The sequence below is a fragment of the Dactylosporangium sp. CS-033363 genome (genome assembly GCF_050942475.1).
GTDB lineage: Bacteria > Actinomycetota > Actinomycetes > Mycobacteriales > Micromonosporaceae > Dactylosporangium.
In genome coordinates this window covers 1955734-1976087 of record NZ_CP192032.1, presented here as the reverse complement: position 1 = coordinate 1976087, position 20354 = coordinate 1955734, and the positions used below count along the sequence as shown (strand labels likewise).

Sequence of the window (20354 nt, the reverse complement as noted above, 5' to 3'; positions counted from 1 at the left end):
CCGGGCAAAAATGACGGGCAATCGCGGGGACGTGTGCCTATTCTTGCCAACGTCATGTCTGAAACGCCCCAGCCGACCAGCCTGAGTGAGCTGCGCGCTCGCCTCGCCGGGTTGATGCCCCAGGACCAGCATCGGCTGCGGCGCCGGATCGACGGCGCGAAACGCTCCCGCAACGCCGACGGCATCGCCGAGGCCATCAAGGCCGACGTCGAGCGGGCCGAGCAGCGCGTCGCCGCCCGCCGGGCCGCGCGCCCCGCCATCAACTATCCCGAGCAGCTGCCGGTCAGCCAGCGCAAGGACGAGATCCTGGAGAAGATCCGCGACCACCAGGTGGTGATCGTGGCGGGCGAGACCGGGTCGGGCAAGACGACCCAGCTGCCGAAGATCTGCCTGGAGCTCGGCCGCGGGGTGACCGGCCAGATCGGGCACACCCAGCCCCGGCGGATCGCGGCCCGGACCGTCGCCGAGCGGGTGGCCGAGGAGCTCGGCACCGACCTCGGCGCGACCGTCGGCTTCAAGGTGCGCTTCACCGACCAGTCGTCCGAGCAGACGATGGTGAAGGTGATGACCGACGGCATCCTGCTGGCCGAGATTCAGCAGGACCGGCTGCTGCGCCGCTACGACACCCTCATCATCGACGAGGCCCACGAGCGCAGCCTCAACATCGACTTCATCCTCGGGTACCTCAAGCAACTCCTGCCCCGCCGCCCCGACCTGAAGATCATCATCACCTCGGCCACCATCGACCCCGAACGGTTCTCGCGGCACTTCGGCGACGCGCCCATCGTCGAGGTCAGCGGACGCACGTACCCGGTGGAGGTCCGCTACCGGCCCATCGAGGCGCCCGACGAGGGCCAGGACGAGGTCGACCAGTTCGACGCGATCGCCATGGCCGTCATGGAGCTGCAGGACGAGGGCCCCGGCGACGTGCTGGTGTTCCTGTCCGGCGAGCGGGAGATCCGCGACGCCGCCGACGCGCTGACCAAGCTGGACCTGCCGAACACCGAGATCCTGCCGCTGTTCGCCCGGCTCTCGTTCGCCGAGCAGCACCGGGTGTTCCAGGCGCACACCGGGCGCCGGGTGGTGCTGGCGACCAACGTGGCCGAGACCTCGCTGACCGTGCCCGGCATCAAGTACGTGGTCGACCCGGGCACCGCCCGCATCTCCCGCTACAGCCACCGCCTGAAGGTGCAGCGCCTGCCGATCGAGCCCGTCTCGCAGGCCTCGGCGAACCAGCGCAAGGGCCGCTGCGGGCGGACGAGCGACGGCATCTGCATCAGGCTGTACAGCGAAGAGGATTTCAACGCCCGCCCGGAGTTCACCGACCCGGAGATCCTGCGCACCAACCTCGCCTCGGTCATCCTGCAGATGATCTCGCTGGGGCTGGGCGACCTCGGCGCGTTCCCGTTCATCGACCCGCCGGACAAGCGCAACGTCACCGCCGGCGTCCAGCTGCTGGAGGAGCTCGGCGCGCTGGACGACAAGCGGGCGCTGACCCCGCTCGGCCGCCGCCTCTCGCAGCTGCCGGTCGACCCGCGGCTGGCCCGGATGGTGCTGGAGGCCGAGAAGAACGGCTGCGTCCGCGAGGTCATGGTGATCACCGCGGCACTGTCCATTCAGGACCCGCGGGAGCGCCCGGCCGACAAGCAGGCGCAGGCCCAGCAGTCGCACGCCCGGTTCGCCGACAAGGACTCCGACTTCGTCGGCTACCTGAACCTGTGGAACTACCTGCAGGAGAAGCAGCAGGAGCTCTCCAGCAACCAGTTCCGCAAGCTGTGCCGGGCCGAGTACCTCAACTACCTGCGGGTGCGCGAGTGGCAGGACATCTTCAGCCAGCTCCGCCAGGTGCTCAAGACCATGGACGTGACGCCGAACGAGGAGCCCGCGGCGCCGTACCCGATCCACGTCTCCCTGCTCGCCGGGCTGCTGTCGCACATCGGGCTCAAGGACACGGACAAGAACGAGTACCTGGGTGCCCGCAGCGCCAAGTTCGCCGTCTTCCCCGGCTCGGCGCTGTTCCGCAAGACGCCCCGCTGGGTGATGGCGGCCGAGCTGGTCGAGACGACCCGGCTGTGGGCCCGGGTGGCGGCGAAGATCGAGCCCGAGTGGATCGAGCCGCTCGCCCAGCACCTCGTGAAGCGGCAGTACAGCGAGCCGCACTGGGAGCGCAAGCAGGCCGCCGTGATGGCGGTGGAACGCGTCACGCTGTACGGCGTGCCGATCGTCACCGGCCGCAAGGTGAACTACGGCCGGATCGACCCGGCGCTCTGCCGCGAGCTGTTCATCCGCCACGCGCTGGTGGAGGGCGACTGGGAGACCCAGCACGCGTTCTTCGAGGAGAACCGGCGGCTGCTCGGCGAGGTCGAGGAGCTCGAGGCCCGGGCCCGGCGGCGCGACCTGCTCGTCGACGACGAGACGCTGTTCGACTTCTACGACAACCGGCTCCCGGCCGAGGTCGTCTCCGGCCGGCACTTCGACAGCTGGTGGAAGAAGACCCGGCGGGAGTCGCCGGACCTGCTCACGTTCGACCCGGCCATGCTCGTCAACGCGGGCGCGGACGCGGTGCGGCAGGAGCAGTACCCCGACGCGTGGGACCAGGACGGCCGCCGGTTCGCGCTGACGTACCAGTTCGAGCCGGGCCAGGAGGCCGACGGCGTCACCGTCCACATCGGACTACCGCTGCTCGGCTCGGTGCGCGACGGCGACTTCGCCTGGCAGGTGCCCGGGCTGCGCGAGGACCTCGTCACGGCGCTCATCAAGTCGCTGCCCAAGGCGACCCGGCGCAACTTCGTCCCGGCCCCGGACACCGCCCACGACGCGCTCATCGAGATGGTCCCGCGCGACGGTGACCTGCTCGACGCGCTGGAGCTGGCGCTGCGCCGGATGACCGGCGTCTCCGTGCCGCGGGCCGAGTGGGACTGGACCAAGGTCCCCGAGCACCTCAAAATGACCTTCCGCATCGTCGACGACGCCGGCAAGGTCCTCGGTGAGGGCAAGGATCTGGGTGTACTGCGGGTGCGTCTCGCCCCGAAGGTGAAGGCGACCGTCGCGCAGGCGGCCGTGGACGTGACCCGCAAGGGCGCCACGACCTGGGAGTTCGGCACCCTGCCGCGCACCCTGAACCGCACCGTCGCCGGGCACACCCTCACCGTCTATCCGGCCCTGGTCGACGAGGGCGAATCGGTCGCGGTGCAGGCGTTCGACATCCCGGCCCGCCAGGAGTACGAGATGTGGCGCGGCACCCGCCGCCTGCTCCAGCTCACCCTCCCGCCCCCGGCCCGGTTCGTGCAGGGCCGGCTGTCCAATGCGGACAAGCTGGCGCTGAGCCGCAACCCGCACCGCAACGCCGTCGACCTGCTGGAGGACTGCGCGGCCTGCGCCGTCGACCAGCTCATGACCGACGCGGGCGGCCCGGCCTGGGACGAGGCCGGGTTCGCCGCCCTGCGCGACAAGGTGCGGGCCGACCTGGTCGACCTCACCCTCGACGTGGTCGGCAGCGTCCGCAAGATCCTCGCCGCCTCCTACGACGTCGAACAGCGCCTGGCCCGCACGAAGAACCCGCTGCTGCTGCCCGCGCTGACGGACATGCGCGGGCAACTCGGCCGTCTCGTGTACCGCGGGTTCGTCACCGACACCGGCTGGCAGCGCCTGCCGGACCTGGAGCGGTACCTGCGCGGCATCGAGCGCCGGCTGGAGAAGGTGCCGACCGACACGGGGCGCGACCGCGAGCGGATGCTCACCGTGCAGGAGGTCCAGAAGGAGTACGACCAGCTCCTCGCCTCGATGCCGATGACCCCGCAGCTGCGCGAGATCCGCTGGATGATCGAGGAGCTGCGGGTCGGGCTGTTCGCCCAGGCCCTCGGCACCGCCTACCCGATCTCGGACGTCCGCATCTACCGGGCGATGGACGCGCTGCCCTCCTGATCCCGGCGCTCCGGCGCGCGGGTGGTCAGCACGGGGGCCAGCAGCGCGATCGCGGCGGACAGCGCGGTCAGGCCCAGCAGCGCGCGGCCGAGGCCGATCACCTCCGCCAGGGCGCCGATGAGGGGCGGCCCGACCAGGATCGAGCCGTACCCGATGCTGGTGACGAGCGCGATCGCGTCCGCGGGGCGGTCGGTCTCGCCGGCCGCGCTGACCGCCGCCGGGAACACCAGGCAGATGCCGAGGCCCCAGAGCAGCGCGCCGGCGTACACCGGCGGGGTGCCCGGGGCGAGGACGGCCGCGGCGATCCCGGCCACCCCGAGCAGCGCCCCGAGGCGGACGGCCCCCGCGCGGCCGAGGCGGGCCACGGCGGTGCTGCCGGCGAACCGACCGGCGGTCATGGCGACGGCGAACATCGTGTACCCGAGGGCCGCGTCGGCCTGCGACAGCCCGCGCCCGGTGTGCAGGTACAGGGCGAGCCAGTCGCCGGCCGCGCCCTCGGCCACCGTCGCGCAGAACGTGACCAGGCCGATGAGCAGGATGACGCGGCTGACCCGGAACCGCGCCCGCGGGCCGCCGGACGCCTCCTCCGCGCCCGCGCGCTCGTCGAGATAGAGGGCGAGGCCGGCGTACGTCACGGCGAGCGAGACGGCCGCCGCGATCGCGAGATGGGTCCCGGCGCCCATGCCGGTCCGGGCGGCGAGGGAGCCCGCGGCCGCCCCGCCGATCGAGCCGAGGCTCCAGCAGGCGTGGTACCGCGGCATCCACTCCTTGCCCGCGCACCGGTCGACGAAGCTGCCCTGGACGTTCATGGCGACGTCCCACGAGCCGTACGCGAGGCCGAGCACGAACAGCGCCCCGGACAGCGCCCACAGGGTGCCCGCGAACCCGGCGGCGGCGAGCGCGGCGGTCGCGACGATCGAGGTGCCGGCCACCCAGGCGCGGCTGCCGAACCGGCGGCAGGCGCGGCCGGTGACCGGCATGGAGACCAGCGAGCCGATGCCGAGGGCGAGCAGCGCCCGGCCGAGCTCGCCGGGGCCGATGCCGAGCCGCTCGACGACGGCGGGGATGCGGGCGACCCAGCCGCCGACCACCGCGCCGCTGGCCGTGAAGACGAGGGCCGTGCCCAGCGCGGGCCGGATCACCGGGCTACAGGTCGTCGGGCCGGTGGAAGACGACGGTCTGGTCGGCGGCCGGCCGGATGACCTGGGTCGGGCCGGACTGCGGACCCGGCTGCGCGCCGAAGTTCGGCTGGATCATCTGGGTGGCGGCGCCGGGGTTGCCGTACGTGGCCGGCTGCGGGCTGCCGTAGGTCGTCGGCTGCGGCGGCGGGGCGTAGGCACCGGGGCCGCCCGGGTAGCCGTGCGGGCCGGGGACGACCGGGTGCATGCCGGTGTCGGGCTCGTCGCGGTCCTTGCGCCGGAAGTAGAAGAGGCTGCCGATCAGGCCCAGCGCGCCGACGATCGCGATGATGCCGACCCACAGGCCGAAGCCCAGCCCGCCGCCGGAGCCGCTGGTGTTGCGGGCGGCCTGGTCGCTGGTGGCCTGGATGGCCACCCCGTTGCCGGCCTCCGGCGGGGCGAACGTCTCGTCGCCGGACAGGGTCGGGCTGTCGCTGGCGTTCAGGGTGGAGGTCTTGGTCGGCTTGGCCGAGGTCTTGGTCGCCGACGGGGTCGGGCCGCCGGTGGCGCGCAGCGCGAAGTTGCCGGCGTTGCCGTGCTCGACCGCGATCCGGCCGGTCGCCTGGCCGGCCGTCTTCACGGTGAGCGTGATCGCGCCGTTGCCCGACTTGTCGGCCGCCAGGGTGCCGCCCTTGCAGGAGGCGCCGCGCCCGGCCGAGCCGATCTGGCAGCCGGGGTTGTCGCCCGCCTCCATGACCGCGTTGCCGGGGGCCTGCACGACCACCGTCACGTTCGCGATCGGCTGCTTGGTGTTGTTCTTGATGGTGAAGCGGACCTGGACCTTGTCGCCGACCTTGCCCTGGACGCTGTTGTCGACCTTGATCTCGAGCGGGTCGGCGGCCCAGGCGGGCGTCGCGGCCACAGCGATCATGCCGACGCCAAGCACCGCGGCGGCCCCGGCCGCCACGCTCCAGCGTCGCATCCTCGATTCACCCATAGCTTTGGCGGACGATAGCAGGATTCGTCAACGATCGCCGTCCACCGGTTGGCCGGACGAATGCCGTACAGGTGTCTGAAACAGGCGAAACAGCCACCACAGCGACGGTGTCAACATCACGGCACCGGCGAGGACGGCCCACAGGGTGGCGCGCATCACGGACGGGGTCGCGGCGGTCCCGGCGACGGTCGTGGCCGGCGGGAGCAGGTACGGGTACTGCGCCGCCGCCCAGCCCCACAGCACGGCCGCCACGGCCAGCCCGGCGGTGATCCGGACGGCCACGTAGCGCCCGGCCGCCAGCAGCCCGATCGAGGCCAGCCCGGCCAGCGCCGAGACCACGATCAGCGCGGCCGGCACCGGCCGCAGGAGCCGGTCGGCCAGCCAGGCGGCGTCCAGCCGCACGGCGAACAGTCCCGCCACCGCCAGCACGCCGGTGCCGGCTCCGGCCCAGAGCGCCCGGCGACGCACGTGCGGTACCAGAGCAGGCTCATGGTTCTTGGCATCCTGGCAGAGGAAGACGGCGGCGAGATAGGCACACACCGCGACCGCCAGCGCGCCGGTGACCACGGAGAGCGGGTTCCACCAGGCGGTGAGCAGGTCGCCCCGGCCCGCGGTCCACGGCGGCACCCGCCCGGACGCGATGCCGCCCGCCACGGCGCCGAAGAAGAACGGCGTGACGACCGACGAGAACGCGAACAGCGCGCCGAAGATCCGGGCCCGGCCGACCGTGTCGCTGGTCTTGCGGAACGCGAAGCCGGCCCCGCGGCCGATGATGCCGAGGGCGGCGCAGGTCAGCGGGATGTACATGGTGGCGGCCACGCCCGCGAACACCGCCGGGAAGCCGGTCCACAGCAGGACCACGGCGAAGATCAGCCAGACGTGGTTGGCCTCCCACACCGGCCCGATCGCGTGCTCGATCAGCTTGCGCTGGCGGTTGCCGCGCTTGGCGCCGCCGGCGAAGAGGTCCCAGAACCCGGCCCCGAAGTCGGCGCCGCCGAAGAGGGCATAGGCGGTGACGGCGGCGAACAGCACGCCGAGAAGCGCGTCGGCGGAGGTCATCACGGCACCGGGAAGGTCTCGACGTCGGATTCCTGGGGCGCCGCCGGTACCGGACGATCTCTGGCCAGCCGCCGCAGCACGTACACGGTGGCGATGGTGAGCAGCGTGTACACGACGGTCAGCACGATGAGCCCGGTCCGCAGGCCCGGCGCGGTGTTGACGGCGTCGTGGGTGCGCAGGATGCCATAGACGACCCACGGCTGCCGGCCGGTCTCGGTGGTCGTCCAGCCCGCTTCCAGGGCGAGCACGGCGGCGGGTCCGCACAGCGCGGCCGCGCGCAGGAACCACTTGTTGGTCAGCCAGCCCCGCCGCCACTTCCAGATGAACGCGAACAGCGCGGCCACGCCCAGCATGGCGAACCCGGCCCCGACCATGAGCTGGAACGAGATATGCACGACGTTGACCGGCGGCCGCTGGTCCTGCGGCACCGTGTTCAGCCCGGTGATCTCGGCGTTCGGGTCCCAGTGGGCCAGCAGCGACAAGGCGTTGGGGATCTCGATGGCGTACCGCAGCTCCCCGTCCACCGCGATCCCGCCGAGGTGCAGCGGCGCGCCGCGCTCGGTCGGGTAGAGCCCCTCCATCGCGGCCAGCTTGACCGGCTGGTAGTCGGCGACGTAGTGCGCGGCCCAGTCGCCCACGCCGACCTGCACCGGCGCCATGACGGCGGCGACGGTGAACGGCACCAGGAAGCCGAGCCGGTGGTAGCGGTCGGTGCGGCCGCGCAGCATGCCGACCGCGTACACGGAGGCCATGCAGAAGCCGGTGACCATGAACGCGGCGACCAGCATGTGCGTGGCCTGCGGCCCGGTCGCCTGGTTGAACATCGCGCCCAGCGGGTCGACCCCGGTGATCTTGCCGGCCACGAGGTCGAAACCCTTGGGCTGGTTCATCCAGGCGTTGGCGCTGACCACGCAGAAGGTGCCGACGATGCCGGCGAGCAGGATCGGGACCGCCGACCAGAGGTGCACCTTGGCCGGGAGACGGTCCCAGCCGTACAGGTAGATGCCCAGGAAGATCGCCTCGACGAAGAACGCGAAGCCCTCGAGCGTGAACGGGAGGCCGATGACCTGGCCGTACGTGCCCATCAGGCCCGGCCACAGGAGCCCCATCTCGAAGCTCAGGATGGTGCCGGAGACCGCGCCGACCGCGAAGAGGACGCCCATGGCGCGGGCCCAGCGGCGGGCCAGCAGGCGGTACTCCACCTGGCCCGTCCGGTAACCCCGCCACTCCATGAACAGCGTGATCGCGGGCATCGCCACGCCGAAGCTCGCGATGATGATGTGCCAGCCCAGGCTGAGGGCCATCTGGGTGCGTGCGGCGGCGAAGTCGGCCGGGGTGGCCGCCTCGGCGAGAACCGTCAACGTTTCCACATGCCCGTTCTATCCCCACGCAGGGTGAGCGCGCCCGCCGGTCCGCGTGAAAGCGGCGTTGAACACGTTCAGTGCCTTTTTCCGTTTTCTACGCGTAGGATGGCTACACGTTCCGTGCCTACATTTCCCGGGGCCCGCTCACCTGGGCGAGGGCCAGGAGCAGGACCAGCACGGCGAAACCGGCGTAGACCAGCCGGCGGCGGCGGATGTTCTCGTACGCGTGCCACCAGGCGATCGCGGCCTCCGACACCGGGCCGGCGATGAACGCCTTGCTGCTGCGCCGCTTGGGCACGACGACGGGCGCCAGGCGGACGGCGGTGCTGACGTACACGCGTCGGGTCGGTTTTTGCGGCTTTTGCTCGGGCGTGACGGTTATCTGGCGGTCTTCGGGCTCCTCCGGCCCGGCGAAGAAGCGCTCGCTGCGGCGCTTCCAGACCCGGCCCAGGAAGTCGTCGGCCGCCTTCGGGTGCCCCAGCCGGGTGCGCTCGAGCTCCAGCCACGGCCAGCGGGTGGCGACGTCGGTCAGCACGTCGACGTACAGCGTGTCGGCGTCCTCCTCGCCCCCGACGACCTGCGCGGCATCGCGGCGCAGCGGCTCCAGGTGCCGCGTGACGAACGCGACGTAACCCGGCGGCGGCTCCGAGGTCATACGCATCGGCCCAACGCGCATGCGTTCATGGTGACGCCGAGGTCACGATTTTGGAAATACAGTTGTGTGGCGCGCGGGTGCGATGATCGGCCCCGTGGGCTCCGCGTTACCAGTGGGCCGGGAGATCCTCATCCCCGGCGAGCTGTCGGTCGCCATCGACGAGGGTGGCATCCGCACGGCTTCCGGCATGCTGCCCGCCCTGCTGTACACGACCGACGGCCTGGCCCGCCACGGCCAGCGCGAGATGGTCTTCGCCGTGACCCGCACCGGCGCCCCCGCCCCCGGCTTCCCGCTCACCATGGCCCGCACCGTCCACCGCTTCGCCGCCGAGGGCCGCCTGGTGGACGCGGGCGACGTGAGCGTCTTCGGCCGCCCCGGCGTCGACGTGGACGAGCGCGTCACCGGCTTCGTCTACGCCGACCCGCCGGCCGCCCTCCCGTCCACAGTGGACCTGGACCGCCCGCCGCTGGTCGCCCTGCCGCTGCTGGGCGGCGAGACGGCGGTGGTCCAGCGCTTCGGCCACGCGCGGGTGCTGGCGTTGCTGGGGGCGCAGGAGCGGTACTACCCGCACCCGTGGTGGTTCCGCCCCGGCCGCGCCCCGGTCCTGGACGACGCCGAGTTCCGCGCGGCCACCATGCTGTCCCGGGCGCCGGCCTACAACCTGCCGTTCCTGCACGTGGTCCACGACGGGGACCGGCTGGAGCTGTCGGTGGCGGCGGAGGACCTGCCCGCCCTGCGCGAGGCCATGCGGGAGGCGCCGGAGGTTTGCGCGTACCTCCCGGGCTTGGCCGGCACGCCCAAGACCTATGTGTGGTCGCCGGGGCAGTCCGGACCCGCCGCGATCGTGGCCCCGGGCGGGGAGCGGGCCACGCGGCTCGCCTGCAACTTCCTGCTCATCATCCGCGGCGCGGCGGGCGACCCGGACCGGCCACCGACCGCTCGCCAGGTCGAGGACGGTTTCGCGGTACTGCTGACCGGCGCCATGCACGCCCGTCTGCTGCAGTCCGTGGAGTCCGGCCGGCCCGTGGAGATCGGCCTGCCCGGGGGTGCGGTGCGGTCGCTGGCCTTCAAGGTCTCGACCGGGTCCGACGGGCCCGCTTCCGAGGTCAACACCTTGCCGCCGGAGTTGTTGAACGGGGTACCGGCGGCGACGACGATGGCGGCATCGCCGGGGACCGCCGCGGCGCCGCGGCCGCCGGGGCGGATCGTGCTGCTGACGAGCGAGGAGCAGTTGCGGCAGGCCACGACGCCGGCGGAGCTGAGCGACTTCCTGGACCGGGCGCGGCGGGTGGTGGAGGGGCTGTTCGCGGGCGTGCGCCACCACACGGAGGAGCTGATGGTGGAGTTCCATCTGGCCCCGAACAAGCCCGTGTCGGTGCGCATCATGGCGCGGCCGATCGCCCCGCCGCGGGAGCTGCTGGTGGTGCTGGAGCGGCAATTGCAGGCGCTACCCCCGCCGGCGATCCACTACACCGCGGTGGCGTTCCAGCTCCACCTGCCGATCTAGGTCAGGACAGTTCGGCCGGGGGGTCGTAGCGGGCCACCCGCTCCGCGAGCAGCTGGCCGAACACCCCGCTCGGGCGGCCGCAGTCGGCGCAGACGAAGTTGTCGTCCAGGCGCGGGCCGCCGCAGTGGTCGCACGTACCGCGGTCGCGGGGGTCCTGGTACCGCAGCAGCGCCTCCGTCAACGCCCGCACCACCGGGGCCCGCAGCGCGATCGTCGCGTCGCCGACCCGCACCTCGGCCACCGGGGGCGCCGGGGCGGGGTCGAACACGTCCAGGCGCTCGTTGAACTCTCGCAGCGCCTTCGCGACCACATCGTTCATGCCAGAACCCTATGTCACGGCAGGAGCAGGTTCACGTCGCCGAACTCGTGCCACAGGTAGCGCTCGCGTACCGCCGCGTCGTACGCCGCGCACAGGACCTCCGGGGCGGCCACGGCGGCCAGCAGGTCCAGGTGCGAGGCGCGCGGCTCGTGGAAGCCGGTCAGCAGGCCGTCCACCGCCGTGACGCCGCGGTCGGGGGTGACGATGAGGTCGGTGTACCCCTCGCGCGCCGTCACCAGACCCGCGGGCGTGGCGGCGGTCTCCAGGGCGCGTACCGCCGTGGTGCCGACGGCGATGATCCGGCCGCCCGCCGCCCGAGCGTCGTTGATGAGGCGGGCGGTGGTGGGCGGGACGGAGTACCACTCGGGGTAGGGGCGCTCGTGGGCCTCCGGCGAGGCGACGCCCGTGTGCAGCAGCAGCGGGGCGAACTGCACGCCGGCCGCGACGAGGCGGGTGACGACGCGGTCGCTGAAGGGGCGGGCGGCGCTGGGCATCTCGGCGCTGCCGGGCTCCCGCGCGAACACCGTCTGGTACGCCGCCAGCGGCCACCGGCGCCGCACGTACCTGTAGCGGATCGGCTCGCCGTGGCGGCGCAGGTACTCCGGCACGGGGACCGGCGTGCGCACGGTCGCGGCCCACAGCCGGCCCCGCGTGTAGGGCTCCTCCAGCGTGGCGCTCGCCCCGCCGGGCAGCCGCAGCTCGCCCGGCTCGCCGGCGCGCGGGAGCCGGTCCCGGCCGCGGAGCTCCACGGCCCAGCGGCCGTCGGGGAGGCGGGTCGAGAAATGGAGCTCCAGCGGTACACCCGGAAGCGGAACAGACGCCGCGAGCGTGCCCGACGTGTTGACCACCAGCACGTCGCCCGGCCGCAGCAGGGCCGGGAGGTCGGTGAACCGGTGGTGGGCCACGCCCGCCGGGGAGGCCAGCAGCAGCCGGACCTCGTCGCGGGCCAGGCCGCGGGCCTCGGGCGGCTCGCGGGCCTCCAGCGCCGCGGGCAGCTCGAAGTCCAGGGCGACCGTCACAGCTTCACCCGCCCCGACGCCGGGCGCTCGGCCAGCAGGCGCAGGAACGCGGGCGCGACGGACTCGGGCGGCGGGCGGTCGCCGATGTCCTCGCCCGGGAACGCCTCCTGGTGCATCTGGGTGCGCAGGTCGCCGGGGTCGACCCACCAGACCCGCAGCTTCGGCTCCTCCGCGGCGAGGACGTTGCTGAGCTGCTCGACCGCGGCCTTGGCGGCGCCGTACCCGCCCCAGCCCGGGTACGCGCCCACGGCCGCGTCCGAGCTGATGTTCACGACGGCGCCGCCGTGGTCGCGCAGGGCCGGGAGGGCGAGCTGGGTGAGGGCCAGCGGCGCCACGAGGTTCACCTCGAGCACGGCCCGCAGCGCGTCGTCGGGGTAGTCGGCGAGGTACGGCTGCGGGCTCGGCCCCAGGATGCCCGCGTTGTTCACGAGCAGGTCGAGCCGCCCGGTCGCGCGCGCGGCCTCGACCAGCCGGGCGCGGTGCCAGGAGTCGGTGACGTCGCCGGGCACGTGGCCCGGGCGGTCCGGGGGCAGCGTCCGCCCGTCGCCGATCACGGTCCAGCCGGCCCCGGTGAGCGCCTCGGCGAGGGCGCGGCCCAGTCCACGGGAGATGCCGGTGACGATGGCTGTTCGCTTCTGCATGCCCTCGACGCTATGGAGCGCGCGGGCGCGCGGCATCGGGCCGCGGACGGGGCCGCGCCTAGGTCCTTGGTCCTAAGCCTTGCAAAAGCCGACCGCCGCATCGGTACCGTGCATACGTGGGCGAATGCGATCGCGAGGAACTGCGCGAGGTGAGTGCCGCGGTGCTGGCCGTCACCGCACACCTCTCGGTCCGCGAGGTCCTGCAGACGATCGTCGCGGCCGCGCGGAGGCTGCTGGGTGCGGAGTACGCCGCGCTGGGCATCCCGGACGGCAACGGCTCGTTCCGCGAGTTCCTGGCCGACGGCCTCACCGCCGAGCAGTGGCGCCGCATCGGCCCGATCCCGCGCCAGCACGGCCTGCTCGGCGCGATGCTGCGCGACCCGAGCCCGGTCCGCTCGGCCGACATCCGCACGCACCCGCGCTTCGAGGGCTGGCCGGCCGCCCACCCGGAGATGGCCGACTTCCTGGGCATGCCCATTGTGGACGGCGAAGAGATCCTCGGCGAGCTGTTCCTGGCCAACAAGCGCGGCGGCGCCTTCGATGCGGGCGACGAGGAACTGCTGAAGCTCCTCGCGGCCCACGCCGCCATCGCGATCGTCAACGCCCGACTGTACGAGCGGGGCCGCGAGCTGTCCATTGTGGAGGAACGGCAGCGGATCGCGCGCGAGCTGCACGACGCGGTGACGCAGAAGCTGTTCAGCCTGCGGCTCACCGCCGAGGCCGCGGCCGCGCTGGTCGAGCGGGACCCGGCCCGGGCCGCCGCCGAGCTGGACGTGGTGCGCCGCCTGGCCGCCGAGGCCACCGCCGAGCTGAAGTCCATTGTGGTCGGCCTGCGCCCGATCGACCTGGCCGGCGACGGCCTGGCCGCGGCCCTGCGCCGGCAGGCGGAGCTGCTGGACCGCGTGCACGACGCGACGGTGACGTTCGCGGAGGACCCGGTGCCCAGGCTGCCGACCGCGCGCGAGGAGGCCGCGTACCGCGTCGCCCAGGAGGCCCTGCACAACGCCCTCCGCCACGCGGCCGCCACGCACATCACGGTGGAGCTGCGCCGCACCCCGCCGGGCGTCACGCTGACGGTCACGGACGACGGCCGCGGCTTCTCCGCCGGCGACACGGCCGCCCCGGCCCGCCCGCGCCTGGGCCTGGCCTCGATGCGCGAACGCGCCCGCGCGGCGGGCGGCCGGCTGCTGATCCGCTCCGCCCCGGGCGAGGGCACCGTGGTCACGATGGAGGTGCCGGGTGCCTGACCCGATCCGCGTCCTCGTCGTCGACGACCATCCCGTGGTACGCCAAGGCCTGCGCACCTTCCTCGACCTGCAGGACGACATCGAGGTGGTCGGCGAGGCCTCCGACGCCGACTCCTGCGTGGCCGCGGCGGCGCGGACCGACCCCGACGTGATCCTCCTGGACCTGCGCATGCCGGGCGGCGACGGCGTGACGGCCCTGCACGCCCTGACCGGCACCCGCGCGCGCGTGCTGGTCATCACGAGCTTCACGGAGCCCGCCGCGGTCCTCCCCGCCGTACGCGCGGGCGCCGCCGGCTACGTCTACAAGGACGTCGACCCACCGGCACTGGCGGCGGCGATTCGTGCGGTACACGCGGGGCATGTGCTGTTGCATCCGGACGTCGCGCGCCTCTTGGCCGACGGCGCCCCGGCCCAGGACGCGGCCCACCTGACCGCGCGGGAGCGCGAGGTCCTGGCGGAGGTGGCGCGGGGGCGCTCGAACCGCGAGATCGCCCGGACGTTGGGCCTCGCCGAGAAGACGGTGAAGACGCACATGAGCGCGATCCTCACCAAGCTGGGGGTGCAGGACCGGACGCAGGCGGCGCTCTATGCGGTCCGCAACGACCTGACGTAGTCAACGAAATGTCGGGCGCTGGCGCGCCCGACATTTCGGACTTATCATTATTTAGATACCCAGAGCCTCGTCCAAGATCGCTAGGCCGCGGTCGAGCTCCTCGTCGGTGCTGGTCAGGGGCGGGGCGATGCGGAACGTGCCGCCCATACCCTTGAGCTGCACCACGTTCATGTGCAGCCCCAGCTTCAGGCAGCGCCGCGTGACCTCGGCGCCGAGCGTGTCCGCGCCCGCCTTCGTGGCCCGGTCGGTGACCAGCTCCAGGCCCTGCAGCAGCCCGCGCCCGCGCACGTCGCCGACGACCTCGTGGCGCGCCTGCAGCTCCAGCAGCCCCCGCCGCAGCCGCTCCCCCAGCTCGGCCGCGCGCCGATCGAGGCCGTCGCGCTCGAGGATGTCGAGGACGGTGTTGCCCACGGCCGCCGGCAGTGGGTCGCTGACGTGGGTCGTGAAGAACAGGAAGCCTCGCTCGTACGCCCTCTGCTCGATCTCCTCGCTCGTCACCACCGCCGCCAGCGGGAGGCCGGCGCCCAGCGTCTTGGACAGCGTGATGATGTCCGGCACGACGCCGTCGCGCTCGAACGCGTACCAGGTGCCGGTCCGGCACAGTCCCGTCTGGGCCTCGTCCAGGATCAGCAGCATGCCGCGTTCCTTGCACTTGCGCTGCAGCGCCGCGAAGTACCCGGGCGGCGGTTCGATGACGCCGCCGGAGCTCAGGATCGGCTCGACCAGGCACGCGGCCGGCGCCCCGACCGACTGCGCGTCGAACATCGTGAACGCGAAGTCGAGCTGGCGCTGCCAGTCCAGGGTCCCGTCGGCGTTGGTGAAGTCCGGCCGGTACGAGTCCGGCGCCGGGATCGCGAAGTTCCCCGGCGCGGCGGGCCCGTAGCCGCGGCGCCCGGCGCTGTACGTCGCGCCCGCGGCCGCCTGGGTCATCCCGTGCCACGACCGGGCGAACGAGACGATCTCGTGGCCGCCGGTGACGAGCTTGGCCATCCGTACCGCCGCCTCATTCGACTCCGCGCCGGTCGTCAGCAGCAGCACCTTCTCCAGCGGGGCCCCGTCGAACGGCGCCTGCGCCTGGGCCAGCGACTCGGCGAGCCGGCGCGACAGCTCCACCACCGGCTTGGTCAGCATGCCGCTGAAGACGTGGTCGAGCTCGCCGATCTGCCGGCGTACCGTCGCCACGATCTCCGGGTGCGAGTGCCCCAGGATCGCGCTCATCTGCCCCGACGTGAAGTCGAGGATGCGCCGCCCGTCCTCGGTGAACACGTGGCTGCCCTCGGCCCGGACCACGATCTCCGGGGTGAACGCCCCGCCGTACCGCACGACATGCCGCTCGACATCGCTCCAGAAGTCCGCCATGGTGCCGACGCTACGGCCGCGCTATGTTCACTTCCAGTACGCGTTTCCATACAGCTTGTACGGCGGTACCGAACAATGCTCGACCCCTGGCGCCTGAAACTCCTCGGCGATCTGGCCGCCCTGGGCACCGTCCGCGCGGTCGCGCAGGCGGCGCACCTGAGCCCGTCGACCGTGTCCCAGCAGCTCGCCGTGCTGGAGCGGGAGGCCGGCGCGCGCCTGTTCGAGCGGTCGGGCCGCCGCCTGCGCCTGACCGACGCGGGCCTGACCCTGGCCCGGCACGCCCGCACCATCCTGGACCAGATGGAGACCGCCCGCGCCGAGCTCGCGACGCTCGACGACGCCACTCCCGCCGGCCGCCTGACCATCGGCGCCTTCACGAGCGCGGCCAACACGTTCGTCCTGACCGCGATCCAGCGCCTCCGCGCGGAGGTACCGCGCCTGCGCATCGACATCCGCGAGCTCGACCCGACCGAGACCATCCCGGCCCTGCGCCGCGGCGCGTGCGACATCGCCGTGACCGCCGACCAGTTCGACGGCACCGCCCCGATCGACGACGAGATCCTGCACACCCCGCTCACGGCCGACCCGATCGTCCTGGTCACCGCCGCGACCGCGCGCACCACGGCGAGCCTCGGCGACTATCGCGACGCCCTGTGGTCGGCCGAACGCCCGGACTCGTGGACCCACGACCTCATCACCCGCGCCTGCCGCCGAGCGGGCTTCGAGCCCGACTTCAATGCCCATTTCGCCTCGTACGGCCCGCTGCTCGCCCACGTCGAGGCCGGCCTGTCGGTCACGCTGCTGCCGGAACTGGCGGTCGACGCGCGCTACGACGTGACCGCGCACCCACTCCGCGACCCGCTCGAACGCCACATCACGGCGGCCGTACGCGCGTCGTCGGCGACCCGCCCCGCGATCGCCGCCGCCCTCGCTACGCTCCGGTCGGCCGCTGCGCCGCCCGCAACTGCTCCAGCACCAGCGGGTCGATAGCGCCCGCGACAAGGCGCTCCTCGAGGTTCTCGACGCCGGCCCAGGCGTCCAGCGACTCGTACCCGAGCGCCTTGAGCTTCGCGTCGACCTCGCCCGCCAGCTCGCCGTCGAGGGGCAGCAGCGTGGCGGGGTCGGGCTTGCCGAAGTACAGCTCCCAGAGCTCGATGAGCCCGCCCATCCGCGTCACGGGATCGGCATCGTCGTCCACGCGGAGATCGACCTCGACGTCACTCATCCCGCCGTACCCGGCCCCGTGCCGCACCGTCAGCAGCGCCGCACTCTGCCGCCCGCGCCGATCCCCACCGGCCGCGTCCCCGGCGGCGAGCGCGGCGTGCAACCGGCGCGGCAGCGAGAGGTCGCCGGAGGCCAGCCAGGCCCGCTCCATCTCGGCGACGACCTGGGGCCCGGCAAGGATGTTGCCCTGGATGGCGTACCCGTCGCCGGCGACTCCCCCGGCCCAGTCGAAGCACTCCCCGCCGGTGTACGTGGCCCCGTCCCCGCTCGGCCCGACCACCCCGAGCTGCCGGTGCGCGCGCCCGGAGTCGGCCGCGGTGAGCCCCGCGATGACGTCTGCGGCGGCGGTACCCGTCCGCAGCAACGCCAGGCCCTGCACCCGATAGGCGAGGTTCGCGAACGCCTGGGTGGCGAGCGCCCCGATCCCGGCCTCGGCCGCCGGCACGGCCGCCCCGACGGCGAGAAACTTGCTGGCCACGGCGATGCCGAGGGTCTGCCCGTCAGCCGACCGCCCGACGATCGAGAACGTCATGCCGCCCACCGTACGGCAATCCTTCACGGCGGCAATATTGTTGCTGAGCAACGAAATGTCGAGCCTCGTGCCTCGGCCACGACATTTCGGACTTATACCCTGGCAGGCGAAAAATCCGTTATGTCGCGGCGCGTCAGCGCCCGACATAACGGAGATCAACACCGCGCGGCCGCCCCAGCAGTCGCGGCCGCGCGCCAAGAGCTCAAAGCTTCAGTCGTCCGGCCACTCGCCCGTCAGGCGCCGCACCCCCGCCGCGCCGCCCCGGTCGATGGCGGCCTTCACCACGGCGAAGATCGCGCCCTGCAGGGCGGCCGCCGCCAGGACCTCGCCCCAGCCGTACTCGCGCGAGGTCGCCGCGGGCGCCTCGTCCTCGCCGGAGAGGCGCCTCCACACCTGCTTGAAGACGATGCCCGCCGCCACGCCGCCGGCCACGCTGAAGGCGATGCTGAACGGCTTGTACAGCACCTTGTTCATCAGGCCTCCCGCCGGCTGCGGAACCCGACCAGCGCGGCCACCACGAGCAGGGCCGAGGCCACCACCCACGGGGCCGGGCGCTCGCGGGCCGAGTCGAGCAGGCGGCGCATCCCGGCCTGCAGCGACTGGCGCGGATGCGTGCGCAGCTCGCGCGTGGCGTAGGCGGCGTTGACCGTCACCTGCTCCACGCCCTCGCGCATGCGCAGCTTGGCCGTCTCGACCGTGGAGTGCACGGCCTCCTGGGCGCGGGCCTTCACGTCGGCCTTGGCCGCCAGGGCCTCGACCGTCTCGCCCAGCCCGGCGCGCGTGCGGGCGATCTCCGCCCGCAGCGCCTCGGGGTCGGCGGCCGGGCTGTGCCCGTTGGTGCTGTGGCCGGTCGAGGTCATCGGTGGCCTCCGTGCTTCACCGAGGTCGTGATGGTGTCGATGTCGGCCTTCACTCCGGCCACGGTCTCCTCCGGCATCGGCGGCACGGCCCGCTTGACCTGGCCCTTGCCGACCAGCGCGAGCACGCCGGCGACGAGGAACAGCGCGACGCCGACGATCAGCGCGGCCAGCCAGGCCGGCATCACGGCGGCCAGGCCGATGATGAGCGCGGCCAGCAGGGCGCCGACGCCGTACAGCGCGACGACCCCGGCCCCGCCGAACATCCCGACGCCGAGCCCGGCCCGCTTGCCCTTCTCGGTGAGCTCGATCTGGGCCAGCTTCAGCTCGTCGCGTACCAGCGTGGAGACCTGCTCGGCGGCGAGCTTCACGAGCTCGGCGGTCGAACGATCGGCCGTCGGTTCCTGCAGTCGCGGCGCCACGGCCGGGCGGTTCAATGTGGACGTCATGATTTCTCCTCTCGCCCGTATCAAGTTGATGCCCAGCCCGGAGCGGGGCTAACCCGCGACCGCGACCGGTACCGCAGAACCCTCCTCGGAAACATCCCGGGCCCGCGCGGGCAGGAGGAAGCACAGCGCCCCGGCCACAGCGAGCAGCCCGAGCTCCAGCCACAGCACCCCGTCGAGCGATTCCCAGGAGAAGTACGCCGTCCCCAGTACCGCCACCCCGATCGCCCCGCCCACCTGCTGCGCGGCCGTCAGGGTGCCGGACGCGGAGCCGACCTCGTGCGGGTCCACGGCGGCGAGCACGATGTCGAAGTACGGCGCCATCGAGGCCCCCATCCCGATCCCGAGCACCAGCAACGCCGGCAGCAGCACCCCCAGCGACGGCCCGAAGAAGAGCCAGACAACGCCAAGGGCCACCACGCCGGTACCGCCGACAAGCACCCTCCGCCCGCCGAAGCGCGCGGTCAGGCCCTGCGCCGCGATCGCGCCCAACGCGGTGCCGAAGGCCCACGGCGCCTGGGTCAATCCTGCCCTGAGCGGGCCGTAGCCGAGGCCGATCTGGAGGTACACGCTGAGGATGAGCGACAGCCCCATGACGCCGGCGAAGAAGATCAGCCCGACGACCAGGCCCGCGTTGAAGCGCCGCTTGGCCAGCAGGGAGGGCTCGACCAGCGGAGTCCGCCCGGCGCGGACCCGGCGGCGCTCGTAGCGGCCGAACGCCCACAGCGCGGGCGCGGCCGCCGCCAGCGCCGCCCAGCACCACCACGGCCAGCCCAGCTCGCGCCCCTGCACCAGCGGGAACACCAGCAACAGCAGGGCGCCGCCGAGCAGCGCGGTGCCGGGCAGGTCGAGGCGCAGGGACCGGTCCCGCTCGGCCGTGCGCGGGAGCACGAACACCGCGCCGAGCAGCGCGGCCAGGCCGACCGGGACGTTGATCAGGAAGATCATCCGCCAGCCGGTGCCGAACAGGTCGGCGTCGACGAGGACGCCGGCCAGGATCGGGCCGCAGACCGCGGACAGGCCCATCACCGGGCCGAAGGCGGCGAACGCGGCGCCGACCTTCTCGGGCGGGAACGCGGCCTTGATCAGGCCCAGGCCCTGCGGGATGAGCACCGCGCCGGACAGGCCCTGCAGCACCCGGAAGGCGACCAGCCAGGCCGGGCCCGGCGCGACCGCGCAGAGCAGGGACATGAGGGTGAAGCCGGCCGCGCCCACCAGGAACATGCGGCGGCGGCCGAAGATGTCGCCGAGGCGGCCGCCGGTGACGAGGCCGACGGCGAAGGCGAGGGTGTACCCCGCGGCGAGCCACTGCAGGAACGCCGTGCCGCCGCCGAGGTCGGCGCGGACGGACGGGCCGGCGATGGCGATCACGGTGGCGTCGAGGAGGTCCATCACCTCGGCGGCGAGCACCACCGCGAGGACGAGCCAAGGGGACGAACGCTGTTCGTAGTTCACGAACACCGTTCTACTTTG

The 20354-nt window shown here is 73.1% G+C and carries 19 protein-coding genes; 5 read left to right on the top strand and 14 right to left on the bottom strand.

What is annotated here, in order from left to right:
* Window positions 1-54 precede the first annotated feature (54 nt).
* Window positions 55-3924, top strand: a complete 3870-nt coding sequence (gene hrpA, locus ACQPZ4_RS09045; protein WP_433057834.1) for an ATP-dependent RNA helicase HrpA — start codon at window positions 55-57, stop codon at window positions 3922-3924.
* On the opposite strand, the gene ACQPZ4_RS09040 is transcribed toward hrpA, so the two are convergent.
* The 5 genes from ACQPZ4_RS09040 to ACQPZ4_RS09020 all read right to left on the bottom strand — a co-directional run bounded on the left by ACQPZ4_RS09040 (window position 3894) and on the right by ACQPZ4_RS09020 (window position 9123).
* Window positions 3894-5066: an MFS transporter gene (locus ACQPZ4_RS09040; protein ID WP_433057832.1), complete on the bottom strand. Its 1173-nt coding sequence runs from the start codon at window positions 5064-5066 to the stop codon at window positions 3894-3896. The two genes, hrpA and ACQPZ4_RS09040, sit on opposite strands and share 31 nt — an antisense overlap.
* A gap of 4 nt (window positions 5067-5070) precedes the next feature.
* Window positions 5071-6024 carry a hypothetical protein gene (locus ACQPZ4_RS09035; RefSeq protein WP_433057830.1) on the bottom strand — a complete coding sequence of 318 codons (954 nt, stop codon included), beginning with the start codon at window positions 6022-6024 and terminating at the stop codon, window positions 5071-5073.
* 42 nt (window positions 6025-6066) lie between these two features.
* A complete protein-coding gene (locus ACQPZ4_RS09030) occupies window positions 6067-7098 on the bottom strand; it encodes a cytochrome d ubiquinol oxidase subunit II (RefSeq protein WP_433057828.1) in 1032 nt (343 codons plus the stop codon).
* Complete coding sequence (locus ACQPZ4_RS09025; protein ID WP_433057826.1) at window positions 7098-8468, bottom strand: cytochrome ubiquinol oxidase subunit I; 1371 nt, start codon at window positions 8466-8468, stop codon at window positions 7098-7100. Before ACQPZ4_RS09025 ends, ACQPZ4_RS09030 begins: the two co-directional genes overlap by 1 nt.
* A gap of 118 nt (window positions 8469-8586) precedes the next feature.
* Window positions 8587-9123, bottom strand: coding sequence for a hypothetical protein (locus tag ACQPZ4_RS09020; protein ID WP_433057825.1), 537 nt, complete (start codon window positions 9121-9123; stop codon window positions 8587-8589).
* Window positions 9124-9211: 88 nt separating this feature from the next.
* Between ACQPZ4_RS09020 and ACQPZ4_RS09015 the strand changes: the two genes are divergently transcribed.
* On the top strand, window positions 9212-10624 hold the full coding sequence (locus ACQPZ4_RS09015) for a hypothetical protein (RefSeq protein WP_433057823.1): 1413 nt from the start codon (window positions 9212-9214) through the stop codon (window positions 10622-10624).
* Between the two features lies 1 nt (window position 10625).
* Here ACQPZ4_RS09015 and ACQPZ4_RS09010 read toward each other — a convergent pair whose 3' ends face one another.
* From ACQPZ4_RS09010 to ACQPZ4_RS09000, 3 genes are read right to left on the bottom strand one after another with little or no spacing between them, the layout of a single operon-like run.
* Window positions 10626-10943 carry a hypothetical protein gene (locus ACQPZ4_RS09010; RefSeq protein ID WP_433057822.1) on the bottom strand — a complete coding sequence of 106 codons (318 nt, stop codon included), beginning with the start codon at window positions 10941-10943 and terminating at the stop codon, window positions 10626-10628.
* Between the two features lie 14 nt (window positions 10944-10957).
* On the bottom strand, window positions 10958-11962 hold the full coding sequence (locus ACQPZ4_RS09005) for an S-adenosylmethionine:tRNA ribosyltransferase-isomerase (RefSeq protein ID WP_433057820.1): 1005 nt from the start codon (window positions 11960-11962) through the stop codon (window positions 10958-10960).
* Window positions 11959-12603 (bottom strand): SDR family oxidoreductase, encoded by a 645-nt coding sequence (locus tag ACQPZ4_RS09000; RefSeq protein WP_433057818.1) that lies wholly within the window; start codon window positions 12601-12603, stop codon window positions 11959-11961. The genes ACQPZ4_RS09005 and ACQPZ4_RS09000 overlap by 4 nt, the downstream gene beginning before the upstream one ends.
* A gap of 116 nt (window positions 12604-12719) precedes the next feature.
* Here ACQPZ4_RS09000 and ACQPZ4_RS08995 point away from each other — a divergent pair, with 116 nt between their 5' ends.
* Complete coding sequence (locus ACQPZ4_RS08995) at window positions 12720-13850, top strand: GAF domain-containing sensor histidine kinase (RefSeq protein ID WP_433057816.1); 1131 nt, start codon at window positions 12720-12722, stop codon at window positions 13848-13850.
* The gene (locus ACQPZ4_RS08990; protein WP_433057814.1) at window positions 13843-14463 is read left to right on the top strand and encodes a response regulator; all 621 of its coding nucleotides are present in this window, start codon (window positions 13843-13845) and stop codon (window positions 14461-14463) included. The genes ACQPZ4_RS08995 and ACQPZ4_RS08990 overlap by 8 nt, the downstream gene beginning before the upstream one ends.
* A 51-nt stretch (window positions 14464-14514) precedes the next feature.
* Here the strand turns inward: ACQPZ4_RS08990 and ACQPZ4_RS08985 are convergent, their stop codons facing one another.
* Window positions 14515-15822 carry an aspartate aminotransferase family protein gene (locus ACQPZ4_RS08985; protein ID WP_433057812.1) on the bottom strand — a complete coding sequence of 436 codons (1308 nt, stop codon included), beginning with the start codon at window positions 15820-15822 and terminating at the stop codon, window positions 14515-14517.
* A 75-nt stretch (window positions 15823-15897) separates the two neighbouring features.
* On the opposite strand from ACQPZ4_RS08985, the gene ACQPZ4_RS08980 reads away from it, so the two are divergent.
* Window positions 15898-16812, top strand: coding sequence for a LysR family transcriptional regulator (locus ACQPZ4_RS08980; RefSeq protein ID WP_433057810.1), 915 nt, complete (start codon window positions 15898-15900; stop codon window positions 16810-16812).
* On the opposite strand, the gene ACQPZ4_RS08975 is transcribed toward ACQPZ4_RS08980, so the two are convergent.
* From ACQPZ4_RS08975 to ACQPZ4_RS08955, 5 genes are all read right to left on the bottom strand, one after another.
* Window positions 16754-17578, bottom strand: a complete 825-nt coding sequence (locus ACQPZ4_RS08975; protein WP_433057809.1) for a DUF1028 domain-containing protein — start codon at window positions 17576-17578, stop codon at window positions 16754-16756. The two genes, ACQPZ4_RS08980 and ACQPZ4_RS08975, sit on opposite strands and share 59 nt — an antisense overlap.
* 210 nt (window positions 17579-17788) lie before the next feature.
* On the bottom strand, window positions 17789-18052 hold the full coding sequence (locus ACQPZ4_RS08970) for a DUF4235 domain-containing protein (RefSeq protein ID WP_433057807.1): 264 nt from the start codon (window positions 18050-18052) through the stop codon (window positions 17789-17791).
* Entirely contained in the window at window positions 18052-18438 is a 387-nt protein-coding gene (locus ACQPZ4_RS08965; RefSeq protein ID WP_433057805.1) for a DUF3618 domain-containing protein, read from the bottom strand. The genes ACQPZ4_RS08970 and ACQPZ4_RS08965 overlap by 1 nt, the downstream gene beginning before the upstream one ends.
* Complete coding sequence (locus tag ACQPZ4_RS08960) at window positions 18435-18884, bottom strand: phage holin family protein (protein WP_433057803.1); 450 nt, start codon at window positions 18882-18884, stop codon at window positions 18435-18437. The genes ACQPZ4_RS08965 and ACQPZ4_RS08960 overlap by 4 nt, the downstream gene beginning before the upstream one ends.
* 48 nt (window positions 18885-18932) lie before the next feature.
* Window positions 18933-20336, bottom strand: a complete 1404-nt coding sequence (locus tag ACQPZ4_RS08955; RefSeq protein ID WP_433057801.1) for an MFS transporter — start codon at window positions 20334-20336, stop codon at window positions 18933-18935.
* Window positions 20337-20354: the final 18 nt, after the last annotated feature.